Here is a 14472-nt window from a genome sequence, read left to right on the forward strand (position 1 = left end):
CTGCTGCCGAAAATCTCCCAACCCCTGAGGCCGGGTACAGCGACAACGGCCAGCGGACTACAGCAACCCAGGCGTCGCAGCAGGCGCGCAACGCGCCCCTCCGGCCCTGGATACAACAAGGGAACTACAGGGAACTCTTGTAAATCTTGCCATCCTTCATAATCAGCCGCAATGACTGCTCAGGCTGCGTCAGGAAATCCAGATTGGCAGCCGGATCCCCATCGACCACCAGCAGGTCGGCCATCGCGTCCTGCGCCAGCACACCGACCTGGCCGGGATAGCTGTTACGCGCGCCCGACATGCCCACCAGCTCGCCGTTCTGGCCGGTTGCGATGCGCAAGGCCTCCAGCGGCGCATAGAAACGCGTCATCTTGGCCAGCATGTGCCCGTGGCGGGGCAAAGTCTCAGGCGAAAAAAGGATATCCGTGCCCCAGGCCGTCTTCACTTTCAGGTGCTGGGCGAACTCATAGGCGCGCACAGTGCCTTGCGCCACCATCATCTGCTTGGCGTGGCTGCGCGGGTCTGCGTGCGGGTTGGCATCCTCATCCCCCAGGAAGGGCTGCAAACTCCACCAGACGCCGTTATCGGCCATCAGCTTGGCCGTTTTCTCGTCGGTCAGCTGGCCATGTTCAATGGAACGGACGCCTGCCTGTACCGCGCGCTCTATTCCGGCGGCGGTATAAACGTGCACCATGACGTAAGTGCCCCAATCCCGCGCTGCCGCCACCCCGGCGCGCAGTTCGGCATCGGTGAATTGCAGGCTCTCCAGCGGGTCGTAAACCGAGGTCACGCCACCGCCTGCCATCATCTTCAATTGCGACGCGCCCAGCATCAATTGTTCGCGCGCGCGGCGCAGCACGGCGTCCGCCCCGTCGGCCAGCACCGACATGCCGGCACGCTCGCCATGGCTGGGCAGGCCCGCGTTTTCCGTGACGTCATAGCGCATGCGGAAATCCCCATGGCCGGACGTCTGGGAAATCATGGCGCCCGACGGGAAAATGCGCGGCCCGAACACCACGCCCTCGTCAATGGCGCGCTTGAGCGCAAAACTGGGGCCGCCAGCATCCCGCACTGTCGTGAAACCGCGCATCAGCGTGTTCTGGGCCTCTCGGGCCGCCACCAGATGCAGGAAGGCCACATCGGCCGTCATCGCTTCGAGTTCCGACACGCCGCACAACGTCGAATGCCAGTGCGCGTCGATCAGGCCAGGCATGACCACCCGGCCCCCACAATCTATGACTTCGACATCGTCACCCAGCGCATCGCCGGCAGGAACGATAGCCTGGATGCGATCCCCGGCGATCCGGACATTCACCCCGTCACGCAGCGCCGCCGTGGTGCCATCGAATAAACGCAGGTTGGTCAGGACGACCGGGCGCTGGCTTTGGCGGGGCTGATCCGAAAAGGCGCTGTCCGCGCGGAACTTGAGAAAAGGCGTGGCAGCCGCCGCCTGGCCTTGCGCTGCCAGCCGGTACGTCAGATCCGCAGCCATGCGCCGGTACGCCCAACGCGCCACTGCCCCGACACAACCGCACCGGCAAGACCCGGGATGAGGCGCAAGGCCTGCCCGCTTGCTGAGTACGGAAGGCCTGTGCCCATTCACCGCATGCGACAAATACATCCGCCCTGCTCCTTATCTATTGCCGGCTCTGCCATGCAAACCTCAATGACTGTTAATTCAGGAGGCGCCAGACGCGTTACCATGCCTGCGCCACTGTCAAAATCGCTGCGCCGACGATGCGCCATCCGCTGTTTGAAACCCCTCATCTGCCGGCTTCACCGCGTAAAACCTGGCTCACAGCGTAAAACCTTCCGTCACCGCTTATTGCAAAATCTGACATCTTCTCCAGCTTATCCTTTATTACCTCGAAGTATCTTGACAGATTGTTTCAGCGCCCCAAAGACCACGCTTCATGACGCAGCCCCCCTGTTCCCGCCCCCTCTCCGCCCCCCAGGCCACGTCCCTGCTGCAGCACTATTCTCTGGAAATGACGGCCCGGGAAGCCCCTGCCCTGGCCGCCATACGCTCACTGGCCGTCCCGGGCACGCCGCTCAACATTACCTTTCTGCCTAACGAACAGGATCAGGCCCGTTTGCAGGCCGCAGTGCAGGCGCATGCGCAGGGCCTCTTGCCCGTGCCGCACCTCGCCGCCAGGCGCATTCCGTCCGAAACCAGCTTGCGCAGCTACCTGGCACAGCTGCGCGAACAGGCGGATATCCAGCGCGTCTTTGTGATTGCCGGTGATCCTCCCCGCCCCGCCGGCCCGTACCAGGACGCGCTGGCGCTGATACAAACCGGGCTGCTGGCCGAATACGGCATCCGCCATGTCAGCATCAGCGGCTACCCGGACGGCCATCCGCAAATCCCCGCCGCGCAGCTCTGGGCTGCCCTGCACGACAAGCATCGGGCATTAACGCGACAGGGCCATGACTATGAAATCATTACCCAGTTCGGTTTCGACGCCGCCCCTATCCTGGCCTGGCTGGAACGGCTGCGCGCGGAAAGCATTACGGCCCCGGTGCGTATCGGCGTCCCGGGGCCGGTCGGGGTGCACAAGCTGCTGCGTTACGCCGCCACCTGCGGTGTCGGCGCCTCTGCTGGTATTCTGCGTAAATATGGCGTTTCATTGAGCCGCCTGTTCGATACCGCAGGCCCGGGCCTGCTGCTGCAGGCGCTCTCCGACGGTCTGGAGCCAGCCCGCCACGGCATGGTGCGGCTGCACTTCTTCCCGTTTGGGGATATGGAAAGAACCTTGCGCTGGATTCTGGCGCAAACAGCCTGAGGCGGCTGCCTATGGCACTCGCGGCATCCGCCGCACCCGCAGCGCCCGCAGCCCTGCAACAGCCGCAGAAGACCAACAGCGCACCGCGCATATGCCCGCCAGCCGCCCCGTTCCACCACGAAGGAGACAACAACATGACACAAGCCCCCCTTTCCCCCCTGGATCAATTGCTGATCAAAACAGCCTGCCGCGAACTGGTGCTGCACACAGCCGCTCTGGCCGACCAAGGGGATTTCGCCGCCATGGCCGATCAGTTTTCTGCCGCCGCCATCCTGCAACGGCCAGGCGGCGAGCCCCTGCAAGGGCGCCAGGCCATTCTGGACTCTTATCTGAGCCGGCCAGCGGAACGCATCAGCATGCACCTGATTCTTGGCACCCGTTTCACCCAGGTCAGCGCCAGCCAGGCCCAGGCCATCACGCAGGTGCAACTCTGGAATGCGCTCTCCACCGACAGCCCCGGCCCGTTCGGACGCCCCGCGCGCGGGCGGGAACTGGTGGGTCATTTTCAGGACGAATTCCGTCTGGAAAACGGCACCTGGAAAATTCTGCGCCGGGCCGCGGGTTTCGACCTCTTCCTGGATATTCCCTGACCCACAGGCGGGCGCACACCGCGCCGCGACTGGCGCCCCATGCAACAAGCCCCTGATTCTGCTGACAGAATCAGGGGCTTGTTTGATTGCCGGCGGTTTCCGCAGTCGTTCAGGAAACCGCCATGCGCGCCGGCATCAGACGGCGGCGAGGGCTTGTTCGAGGTCGGCGAGCAGGTCGTCGATGTGTTCGATGCCGATGGACAGGCGCACGGTTTCTTCGCGCACCCCTGCCTTGGCCAGTTCCTCGGGGTTCAATTGGCGGTGCGTGGTGGACGCCGGGTGAGTGGCCAGCGACTTGGCATCACCGATATTGACCAGGCGCGTGAACAGCTTGAGCGCATCCTGGAAACGGGCGCCGCCATCCCGGCCGCCCTTGACGCCGAAGGTCATCAGGCCAGGCACGCGGCCCTTGAGGTATTTCTGCGCCAGAGCGTGATCCGGGTGATCTTCCAGGCCAGCGTAATTGACCCATTCCACCTTGGGGTGCTGCTTCAGGAAACGGGCAATGGCCAGCGCGTTATCCACGATGCGGTCCACACGCAGCGCAACGGTTTCGATGCCCTGCAGGATCAGGAAGGCATTGAAGGGCGAAATGGCAGCGCCGGTATTGCGCAGCGGCACAACGCGCGCGCGGCCGATATAGGCTGCCGCGCCCAAGGCTTCGGTATAGACCACGCCGTGATAGCTGACATCAGGCTCATTCAGGCGGCGGAAGCGTTCTTTGTGCTCGGCCCAGGGGAACTTGCCCGAGTCGATGATGGCGCCGCCCAGCGAGGTGCCATGGCCCCCCAGATACTTGGTCAGCGACTGCACCACGATATCCGCGCCGTGCTCGATGGGGCGCAGCAGATAGGGCGAAGGCACCGTATTATCAACGATCAGCGGCAGGCCATGGCGGTGCGCGACCTCGGCAATGGCGGCGATATCGGTAATGTTGCCTAGCGGATTGCCCACGGACTCCACGAAAATGGCCTTGGTGCGGTCGTCGATCAGGCCTGCGAAGGAATCGGGGTCGGCGCCATTGGCGAAGCGGGTCGTAATGCCCAGCTGCGGCAAGGTATGCGCGAACAGATTGTAGGTGCCGCCATACAGCGTGGAGGCCGAAATGATGTTGTCACCCGCTTCGGCGATGGTCTGGATGGCATAGGTCACAGCAGCCTGGCCCGAGGCCAGCGCCAGCGCGGCAATGCCGCCTTCCAGCGCGGCGACGCGCTGTTCCAGCACATCATTGGTGGGGTTCATGATGCGGGTGTAGATGTTGCCCTTGACCTTCAGGTCAAAGAGATCTGCCCCGTGCTGGGTGTCATCAAAAGAATAGGCAACCGTCTGGTAGATGGGCACGGCCACGGCATGCGTGGTCGGTTCCGGCGTATAGCCGGCATGGACGGCAATGGTTTCAAACTTCCAGTTTTCGGACTGCTGGCTCATGAAGGATAGTCTCCGGTCGATGCGAACACGGCTGCCATCCCCGCCTGACTCTGACAGGTTTTCAGGCGGCAGCGGCCGTACAACTTCGCATCTTGCTCAAAGCCGGGCCAGATGGCAACCGCAAAGTGCCATATATGTTCATAACCGATGGTGATTAAAGCCAGGCTATCCCAAAAGTTACGGGCATATCACCTGCTATCCCTGCCATGCGCGCGCCGTGTGGCAGCGCCTGCGTTCAGGGCGCTCAGGGCGCTCCGTCCGCGCCGCCGGCTGCCTGCGCGATGCGCTGCAGGCATTCCCTGGCATCACCATGGACGATCTGAATCCGGCAGGCCAGCATCAGATTCAGCGGCAAGCCGAAATCCTCGATCACAAACCCTTGCGCGTCCGTCTGCCGTCCGGCATCGTCGCGCTGCCCGGGAATCTGCGCCAGCAAAGGCTCGCGCTGGCTGGTATAGCCCCAGACCGGCTTGCCTTGCGCCACGGCGTAACCTGTCTCGAATACCGTGCCCGAATCCGGCTCATGGCCGCGGAACGGATTGAGATTGGCCATGACCATATCGGCCGAGTCGATCAAGGCCAGGTTGGCGGCGCAAATCCATTGCGCCAGCGCCAGACCTGATAAATCCTCGGGCGCCTGGTTATCGAGCGGGTACAGCCCCTCCAGGCCCAGGTCGGCACAGGCCGCCTTGAGGCTGGCGCCGTGAACCACGGCGTCGGAACGGAACACATCGAAACCTGCGAGATAGATTTTCATGCTGGCTGCCTGATACCGCCGGGCCGGACACGGCGTGCCCCGGCGTCATACGATCAACAGTCTGCGATCAACGATGATGGAAGTTGCCGGCGGGCCGGGGCGGCGCGCTGCGTTCATCCTTATGGCGGAAATTGATGCGGCCCTTGGTCAGGTCATACGGCGACATTTCCAGCGTGACGCGGTCACCGGCAAGAATACGGATACGGTGCTTGCGCATACGCCCGGAGGCATAGGCAGAAACCTCGACACCATTGTCCAGCGTGACGCGATAGCGGCTGTCCGGCAGAACTTCACCGACGACACCGTTCAATTCAATCAGCTCTTCCTTGGCCATGGCAGGACTCCTTCAGAAATAAAACGACTGCGACTGGCGCGCGGTCGGCGCAGCCTGTTCCAGGCATCAACGGCAAATACAGTGTCCGGCCAGTCGCAACAGGATGAAAGGCAACAACCCTACACCCGGCTCCAGGCCGTCACAGGCAGTAGAAAATGGAAACACGCCGACACCATAAGCTGGCGGACCGGCGCGGCTGGCAAACCCACGCGTGCGGCAACATACCGCTGTCTGGTCGTCGCGGCGGCGCAGTCGCAGGCAGCGCTGCCGGAACACTAGCCGAACGCATCGCAAGAAATACCCAGGGACTGCTCGCAGGCTGTATCCAATCCCCCTGGATGAGCCAGGGGATACAGGCGGCGCCCGGGCGAGCGATGCTCGATCAGACAAATAGAATGCTTTTCAGGGTAACACGGCCACGCGAAAAGAGCCAGACCTTGACCATCCAGGGCTGGCCCGGCCACGCGCCTGCGCGCGCGGCTCAGGCCAACACCATCAGGCCTGCGGATGACGCCGGCGCCATCCCAGCGCGGCCAGCAGAGGCAGCAGCCCCAGGGCCAGGGCGCCGCCGTTGCCGCCATCGGGCTCGGACACGGATGCGGCCACGACGACCCGTACGGAGGACAAGGCATTGCCGCCTTCACCCGTGCAGCGCAGCGTGTAGTTGTGCTCGCCTTCGGCGGGCTGGATCGACACCTCGCCCGCAACCGCCTGTTCGCCGCTCCACGCCCCGCTGGCCTGGCATTGGGAAGCATCGCGGACACGCCAGCGCAACACGGTAGCGGCACCCGGCTCCAGGCTGACCGCATCGGCCGCGAATTGTTCGATCACCGCAGGCAAGGTGATGCGGGCCTGCACGCTGGCATTGGCATCCGCCCCCACGCCCCGGCAATCCAGGCGGTAGGTGTATTCGCCGCCGGCAGACGGCGTCAGGGTTTCGCTGCCGCTGCCAGGCTTATCCCCGCTCCAGTCACCGGATGCCGAGCAGCCCAGGGTATCGGCAGTTTTCCAATCCAGGGTGATGCTGCTGCCCAGCGGCGCGACGACCGGCGTGGCAGTGAATGACTGGATCACGGCATCGGCAGGCGGCACGACTTCCACTGTGGCGCTTTCCTGCACGCTGCTGCCGTCATGCCCTTCGCAACTGAGCGTGAAGGTGTTGAATCCGGGCGTGACCGGCGTGATCACTTCCGTGCCGCTGCTGCCCCGCTCGCCCTGCCAGGCACCGCTCGCGGTGCAGGCCGCGATATTGCTGGCCGCCCAGGCCAGCGTGGTGTACTGGCCCAGGTCGATGCGGTCGGGCGCGGCGCGGAACAGTGTGATGACGGGAGGATCGGCGGGCGGCACATAGCCAGTGTCCACAGCATAAACGGTGCCCAGGTACTCCCCGCCCCACTGCCCGGCCGTATTGCCATACAACTTGCCATCGCGGCCCAGCGTCAGGTTAAAGGGCGTCTTGCCGTCCACATCCGCCTTGAAGGCATGCAGAGACTCAAAACCGCCGTTTGCCTCATCCATCCGGGTCGTGACGATACGGAATAGCGTCCCGTCGCCATGGGCGCCGCCCGCAACCGTCGTGCCATAGATATTGCCATCGGGCCCGGTCACCAGCCCGCCCGCTGCAATCTTGCCATCCTGGCTGGCCGCATCATCGAAGCCATGCAGGATCTGGAAACCGGTGCCGTCCTTGCGGATGCGGTACAGCGCGCCATTGTCATGCGGCCCCTGCATCGAGGTGCTGCCGATCAGCCAGGCGCCGCTTTCCGCCAGGCCTGCCGCGTTGCGTGGGCTGCCATAGTCAGGAATGGCAGACCGGTATTGGGCAGGCTGCCCCTGCTCGGCGGTGAAATGATGCAGCACCTGGAAATCCGCCCCATTGGGCCGCAGACGGAAAATCGTGCCCAGGTTGTTATCCCCGCCCTGGCCAGCCACGCCATAAAGCCAGCCATCCGAACCAACGATGACTACCGCCGCGTTGCTGCCGGTCGCCGGGTTCATCTGATGCACAACCGTGAAAGCCGATTGATCCGCCGACAGGCGTTTGATTGCGCCTTCGCGCAAACCGGTGCCGACGGAACTTCCGCGGTCCAGCACATACACGTTGCCGGCGGCATCCACCGCCATATTGCCTGTTGCCTGGCTGATTTTTGCGGGCCGGTCCGCCTGGGTCGGCGCCAGCACTTCCGAGGCCGTGCCGCCCTCACCGAAACGGAACATCAGCCCCATGCTGGCGCCGCCGCCGACATAAGTCGCGCCGTAAATATTGCCATTCTGATCCGCGACCGTGGAGGTCGCCATATTCGGCAAGCCATACTGATGCGTCATGATGCCGCTGGGCAGCGCGTATGTCTTGTAGCCGCTGCCATCAACGGCCATTTCCCAGACCAGCCCTTCGGCCAGGCCATGCAGTTTGCCGTCGCGGCCCAGATGCACGCTGCCGACCGTCTGCGGGGCGCTGCTGTCATGCTCGAAGGTGTGGAGCCGCGTGACGCTCACCTGCTGCGCCTGCGCCGCCCCGGCCAGCCATGCGCAGGCGGCAAGCGCGGCGCAGGCAATGCGTAATCTCGTCATATCAATTCCCTGTCTATATTTACTCGGACCTGCGGCCGCTACCGGCGTAGCTACCGGCGCGGCTACCGTCGCGGCTCTCGGCCAGCGGGCGGCGCTGGCCTGCCAGCCCCAGCAATGCCAGCAGCAGAACCGGCCAGGCCTGCGCGCCCCCGCCGCCATTGCCCGCTTCGACATGCTCACCAGTCGTGGGCACCACATTCAGATGCTGGGTCGCCGTGAAACGCTGCGCCGGTTCAGCGGTATTGCGGCAGGACACAACGTAGCGGTACTCCCCTGGCGTGGCAGGCGTCACTTCCAGCTCGCCGCTGGCCGGGATCGCGCCCGGCGCCGGCCAGTCGCCCCCGCCTTCGCAGTCATCCGCCTGGACCGTGGCCCAGCGGAATTTGGCCCATTGGCCCGCCACGATAGTGTGCGGCTCGGGGAAATTCACGACGGTGCTGCCCTGCTCTCCCGACGCCACCAGCGTGAAGGTCAGCATCGGCGCAATGGCGTCGCCAGGCGTCACAGCGAAGAGCGTTCCCTGGCCGAAATCGCCGCCAGCGTCGGTCACGCCATACAGGCGTCCGTCCGGCGCCAGCGTCAGGCCGCCTCCCGGCGCCTCCCCTTCCATCAGCTTGCCGTTGGACAGACCGGCCAGCATATGGATAACTTCGTAGGTGCCATCGCCCTTCAGGCGAAAGATGGAACCCGTCCTGCTGGTGGCGCTGGCCTGATTCGCCCCGCCGCTCGGAAACACGCCATAGAGATTGCCATCCGCGCCCGGCGTCAGCCCGATGGGCGAGCTGCCGCCGCCAGGATCATTGACCGGCAGGACATAGTCGGTCTGCACCATGCGCCGTTCCGCCGCGATATAGCGGTTGAATGTCGCGCCCGCCTCGTCCTTGCCGGCATGCAGCGCATTCAAATGAGTGAAAACGAGGTCATCACTGCCTGCCTGGCGGTACAGATTGGTGATGTAGTTGCGCCTGTCCGTGCGCGCCAGGCGGGTCAGCACGCCGGTATGGCGATCTACCGCATACAAGGTATCGCCAGCGTTCGCGACGGCATGGTTGCCGACCTCGTTGCTGAACGCCCCGAACAAGCGATTGCCATCTTCCGACAGCACCAGCGTGCCGCCCAGCCGGATAGCGCCGAGATCCAGGACGGGGTCACGTTCCAGCGTATGCAGCAGCCGCACACCTTGCTCTGGCGCAAACGCGAAAATAACGCCATTGCCAGCCGCCCCGCCGCGCGCCGTGGTGCCATAGAAATTGCCGTCCGGCGCAAGCGTCAGTACAGATTGCGGATAGCTGCCTACCGGGCTATCGGCGGCGGCAGAGAACGAAAATACAGTCTCTATGCCCTGGCCGGGCCGGTAGCGCAGCAGTTGGCCCGCCTGCTCCGCGCCACCAAAGAACGTGTTCCAGTACCAGTCGCCCCGGGCGTCTTCCACAGGCGCCGAACACACCGACCCGAAATCAGAGCTGCGGCTGACAGGCAAGCCGCCGCCATTGGCCTGGACACTGCCCAGTTCTTCATGAATGCCGCTGGCGGGATCGTGCCGATACAGGACGCAACTGGCGAGATAACGGGTGCCGCCATTCACGCTGCCGGAAAATTTGAGCTTCAGCCCGTAGAGTTTGCCGTCACGCCCCAGTGTGGGGGCCAACGAACCCGTCAGCGAACGGCTGGTGGACGTGCTGACGGCATCGAACTGATGGCGCACTTCGTAAACGGTAGGCGCCGCGCTGGCGGCGCCCATGCCGCCCAGCAACAGCGCCAGGCCCAGGCCAACAGCACGGCCGGGCCAACGGCAAAATGACAGCGTGTCATGCATGATGGGATTTCCTTGTTTGCGCATGCAATGCCGGATTCCGCCCTGCTGGCGGGCACCGGCACCCTGGCGCATGATCAAAAGTTATAGGTCAGTGAGCCCTTGATGCTGCGCCCAGGCGAAGGCAGACCATTGAAGTTCATGGCGCCGATGTAATACTTGTCAGCGATGTTCTCAACGCTGACGCCCAGGGTCAGATGCCGCGTGGCGTCATAGCTGCCAAACAGATCAACAATCTCGTAAGGTTTCCAGTACACGCCTTCGTTGTACTGGTTGGCATCGGTCATGCCGCGCCGCGTATCCGCGCGCAGACGCGCCCCCAGCACCAGCTTGCGTTCCAGCAAGCGAACCCCCAAGGTGGCGGCAATGCTGCGCTTGGGCGGAATGAAGGGCGTGGTGACATTGATATTGTCACGGCCCGGGTCACTGCTGCAGACCCCCGCGTCGCAGAACAGCATGCGGTCGAACTGATTGAAACTGAACTCGGCGAACAGATACCCCAGATCCAGCTGGGCCTGTAATTCAACGCCCCGCAACGTGGCCCGGTCGATATTGGCAAATTGGTACGAATAGGCGTAATCGGCGCGGTAGCGGAAAGCATTGCGCAGAATGTAATCGTCATAGCGCGAATCAAAACGCGCGACTTTCAGCCTCAGCTTGCCATCGCTGCGCAACCAGTCATCCAGAATCAGGTTCAGGCCAAACTCATGCGTGCGCGCCACTTCGGGCCGCAGATAGGGATTGGGCAGGTGATAAATGCCCCAGACCGCGCCGCCGCCCGCCGTTTCCGACAAGGTAGGCGCGCGCTGGCCTTCCGCATAGCGCGCGAAGAACTGCACGCCATCCACCGGGGTGATGCCCAGCGCGGCGCTGGGATTCACGCGCCCGCCGCTGCGGTTCAGCGACAGGGTGTTCACGCCCTGCCCCACATAACGCGAGGCATATGTGCCCTCGGAACGCAGGCCGAAATAGTCGGCGCGCAGACCGGCGTCGAGTTGCAGCCATTCGTGGTAGGCCAGGCTGGCCTGCGCAAACCAGCCGCCAATATTGCGCTTGCCGGTGGCCGTCAGGCCTTCACGCCCTATCCCGGTCCGCGGGTCGGTCGTCAAACCGCTGGAGTGCGTATCGGCCTTGTCCTGGTAGAACTCCCCGCCGACGTTCAGCGTCAGCAGATTGTCCTCACCCAGCGGCAGACGCGCCGTATTGCTGATTTCGGTGCCCACGGTATGCATGTCGTAATGCTCGCCGAACATCTCGTAGGACGTCCGGTTGGCCGCCCGCCAAACGTTGGCGCTGACATCCCACCAGGGGTTGTCCGCCGGGTTCCACTGATAGCGCAAGGACAAGGTATTGGCGCTGACATGCTGCTCGGGGAAACCCAGCTCTTCATCTGCCGCAGCGCCGCGCGCCCAGCTGACGAATTCATTGCGGTAATACGTCGCGCCGGCTTCCAGCTTGTGCGCCTCATTGAACCGGTATTGCGCCTTGAACAGGCCGGACACCATATCCTGGTGGGTCAGGGGCACCTCGCTGCTGCAATCGTCGATATCCTTGCCGCGCGAATTGCAATACGGATAGCCGCCCTCAGGCACGCTGCGCTTGCCGGTGTGATAGTTATCGCTCTTGCGGCGCGAAATGCCGCCGGTCAGTGCCAGGCCGCTCTCCAGACGGATGGCGCCCGCCGCCATGCCAGCCGTGTTGTAGCCGTTATCGCCGTGGATCACGCGCAAGCGTCCGCCATGACTGGCATCCCCATGAATCAGGTCGTCGGCGTTCAAGGTGCGCAAATTCACCACGCCGCCAGTCACGCCAGCCCCATACATGCCGCCGGCAGGGCCTTTTTCGATATCCACGCCCGCCAGCAATTCCGGGTCTATATAGACACGCGACATCTGCCCGCCATAACCTGCATAGTTCGACGCATTCTGGCGCGTGCCGTCAACCATCATATTGATGCGGCCCGGCCCCTGGATGCCACGGATATTGATGTTATTGATGCCAGGGTCCTGGTTGCCGTCCATGACATAGACGCCGGGCTCGCCCTGGAAAATATCGCGGGCGCTGGTCACGGGCACGCGGTCCAGCGATTCACGCGTCACCACACCGACCGACCCCAGCGCATAGAACACTTCATCCCTGGGGTCATAGGCGGCCCCAGTGACTTCCACCGCGCTCAAGGTGGCCACGCTGTCCTGCGGCGCCCGCCGCAGGGTGTAGCCATCGGCCGTCGGCACGGCTTCCAGGCCTGTGCCGCGCAAGGCCTCACGCAAGGCGGCCGGGCCATCCCGCTCGCCCTGCACTCCCGGGCTGCGTACCCCATTGACCAAGGCGGTGGGATACATCAGCAAAATGCGTGCTTCGCTGCCCAGGCGGGTCAGCACCTCAGCCAGTTGGCCAGCGGGAATGTCATATTGGCGTGGCGCCAGCACGCCTGCCGCCTGCGCCGCCACCGGGGCAGGCGCCAAAGGCACCAGCATGACCCACAACAAAGTTGTCAGCAGTGTGGGCCGCCAGACACGTGATATGACGCGAGCGCGGGTCGCCCGCGCCGCTTGTGAAGCTGAATCCATCGTCGATTTCCCTCGTTCATGGAAAATTTAAGAATTTGCGTTCTCATCTTCCATGCCACTCAACCCGGGAAAAAAGAAAACAGATTCCGGCTGCTGTTACAAAATAGTGCCGGATTGCCTGCTCAGACGCGGCGGTATGCCCTGGCCTGGCCGGCCGGCGCCGGCTGAACCCGAACCCAATAGCGGGTCCAGCGCCGCACTTCCACAGGCAGAACCTGCTGCAGCATCACCAGCACACGGTCAGTATTATCCAGGGGAAAGGTGCCCGACACGCGCAGGTGCGCCAGCTCCGGGGCGCAATCCAGTATGCCTGGGCGGTAGCGCGCCAATTCCTGGATAAACGCCGGCAAGGGCATATCAGCGGCCAGCAGCATGCCGCGCGTCCAGGCCGCATCCGTATCGGCAGCAGACAGTATCTCGCTGCGCCAATCCGGGGAAAACCACAGCAACTGCGACGCATGGATACGCACCGGCATGTCTGGCGCGCCGCTGCGGCGCACATCAACCGCGCCCTCCAGGACATGCAGCAGGGTCTCCTGCTCATGCCGCACAGTGAAACGCGTGCCGACCGCCTGCATTTCACCAGCACGGGTCCGCACGCGAAACGGCCGCGCCGGCCGCATGCTATCTGCTGCCGTCTCAACCAGCAACTCGCCATGATCCAGGGCCAGCAGCCGCTGCGCGCCATCAAACTGGACCCGCACCTGTGTCTGTGTGTTGAGCATCAAGCGTGAGCCGTCCGCCAAATAATGCTCGGTGCGCTGCCCGGTGGCGGTCTGCAAGCGCCCGCCACGGCCCGCCTGCTCGGAGAGCTGCCAAACCCCTGTTCCGGCGACGCCGACAGCCGCCACCGCCAATAGCTGCCGCCGCAGCGGCCGGGCAGGCAACAAAGCGGCGCGCCCGATGCCGGCAGGCAGGGCGCCGGTCTTACAGGTCAGCGCCTCGACCTTGCGCCACGCCATGGCATGGTCGGGGTGCGCATTCAGCCAGTGCTGCCAGGCCTCGCGCATGGCAGGCGTGCTTTCCGGGCCTTGCAGATCCACCAGCCATTGGGCTGCCTGCATGCGTACGGCGGCGGGAATGTCCGACATGGTGCAGCTCCTTTCCGTCTTGCGCTAATCGGCAAAGCTGCAATGGGCAATGGCGCGCACCAGGTCGCGCCGCACCGTCGGCAGCGACAAGCCCAGCTCCTGCGCAATCGCTGCCTGGGTCATGCCATCGACCTGGGCCATCAGGAAAATCTGTCTGGCCCGACGCGGCAGGCCATCCAGCAAGCGATCGACTTCCAGCAGCGTCTCCAGCACCAGAGCGCAGGCTTCGGGGTCGGGATGGCAAGGGACAGGCAGCGCCGCCAAGGCCTCCAGATAGGCCTGTTCCACCTTGCGGCGGCGCAGCATATTGGACAGCAAGCCCTGCGCAACCGTCATCAGGAAAGCACGCGGTTCACGAATCCCCGCCACCTGTTCACGCGCCAGAATGCGGACAAAGGTATCGTGCGCCAGATCGGCCGCATCAGCCGAACTGCCGAGTTTCTTGCGCAACCAGGCATGCAGCCAGCCATGATGATCGCTGTAAAGGGCGTGCGCGGGCGATGGGGCGGGAGCGGGCATGGCGGACCGGAACGAC

Annotated in this window: 11 protein-coding genes; 2 read left to right on the forward strand and 9 right to left on the reverse strand. The window is 64.0% G+C overall.

Annotated elements, in window-relative coordinates; genetic code table 11:
* Positions 1 to 124 precede the first annotated feature (124 nt).
* Entirely contained in the window at positions 125 to 1492 is a 1368-nt protein-coding gene (locus ACTJGZ_RS03200; RefSeq protein ID WP_441661502.1) for an amidohydrolase family protein, read from the reverse strand.
* A gap of 421 nt (positions 1493 to 1913) precedes the next feature.
* Here ACTJGZ_RS03200 and ACTJGZ_RS03205 point away from each other — a divergent pair, with 421 nt between their 5' ends.
* Both ACTJGZ_RS03205 and ACTJGZ_RS03210 read left to right on the forward strand, forming a co-directional pair.
* Positions 1914 to 2783 (forward strand): methylenetetrahydrofolate reductase, encoded by an 870-nt coding sequence (locus tag ACTJGZ_RS03205; protein ID WP_441661503.1) that lies wholly within the window; start codon positions 1914 to 1916, stop codon positions 2781 to 2783.
* Positions 2784 to 2917: 134 nt separating this feature from the next.
* Entirely contained in the window at positions 2918 to 3373 is a 456-nt protein-coding gene (locus tag ACTJGZ_RS03210) for a nuclear transport factor 2 family protein (protein WP_441661504.1), read from the forward strand.
* Positions 3374 to 3508: 135 nt separating this feature from the next.
* On the opposite strand, the gene ACTJGZ_RS03215 is transcribed toward ACTJGZ_RS03210, so the two are convergent.
* The 8 genes from ACTJGZ_RS03215 to ACTJGZ_RS03250 all read right to left on the reverse strand — a co-directional run bounded on the left by ACTJGZ_RS03215 (position 3509) and on the right by ACTJGZ_RS03250 (position 14456).
* On the reverse strand, positions 3509 to 4801 hold the full coding sequence (locus ACTJGZ_RS03215; protein WP_441661505.1) for an O-acetylhomoserine aminocarboxypropyltransferase/cysteine synthase family protein: 1293 nt from the start codon (positions 4799 to 4801) through the stop codon (positions 3509 to 3511).
* A gap of 244 nt (positions 4802 to 5045) precedes the next feature.
* Complete coding sequence (locus ACTJGZ_RS03220) at positions 5046 to 5558, reverse strand: nucleoside 2-deoxyribosyltransferase (protein ID WP_441661506.1); 513 nt, start codon at positions 5556 to 5558, stop codon at positions 5046 to 5048.
* A gap of 67 nt (positions 5559 to 5625) precedes the next feature.
* Positions 5626 to 5892 carry a translation initiation factor IF-1 gene (infA, locus tag ACTJGZ_RS03225; protein WP_415832687.1) on the reverse strand — a complete coding sequence of 89 codons (267 nt, stop codon included), beginning with the start codon at positions 5890 to 5892 and terminating at the stop codon, positions 5626 to 5628.
* 495 nt (positions 5893 to 6387) lie between these two features.
* Positions 6388 to 8463, reverse strand: a complete 2076-nt coding sequence (locus ACTJGZ_RS03230; RefSeq protein ID WP_441661507.1) for a choice-of-anchor tandem repeat GloVer-containing protein — start codon at positions 8461 to 8463, stop codon at positions 6388 to 6390.
* Positions 8464 to 8482: 19 nt separating this feature from the next.
* Positions 8483 to 10279: a choice-of-anchor tandem repeat GloVer-containing protein gene (locus tag ACTJGZ_RS03235; protein WP_441661508.1), complete on the reverse strand. Its 1797-nt coding sequence runs from the start codon at positions 10277 to 10279 to the stop codon at positions 8483 to 8485.
* A 74-nt stretch (positions 10280 to 10353) separates the two neighbouring features.
* Positions 10354 to 12846, reverse strand: a complete 2493-nt coding sequence (locus ACTJGZ_RS03240) for a TonB-dependent hemoglobin/transferrin/lactoferrin family receptor (RefSeq protein WP_441661509.1) — start codon at positions 12844 to 12846, stop codon at positions 10354 to 10356.
* Positions 12847 to 12968: 122 nt separating this feature from the next.
* Positions 12969 to 13937, reverse strand: coding sequence for a FecR domain-containing protein (locus tag ACTJGZ_RS03245; RefSeq protein ID WP_441661510.1), 969 nt, complete (start codon positions 13935 to 13937; stop codon positions 12969 to 12971).
* Positions 13938 to 13961: 24 nt separating this feature from the next.
* Positions 13962 to 14456, reverse strand: a complete 495-nt coding sequence (locus tag ACTJGZ_RS03250; RefSeq protein ID WP_127775448.1) for a sigma-70 family RNA polymerase sigma factor — start codon at positions 14454 to 14456, stop codon at positions 13962 to 13964.
* Positions 14457 to 14472: the final 16 nt, after the last annotated feature.

This window comes from Kerstersia sp., assembly GCF_052103615.1.
GTDB lineage: Bacteria > Pseudomonadota > Gammaproteobacteria > Burkholderiales > Burkholderiaceae_B > Kerstersia.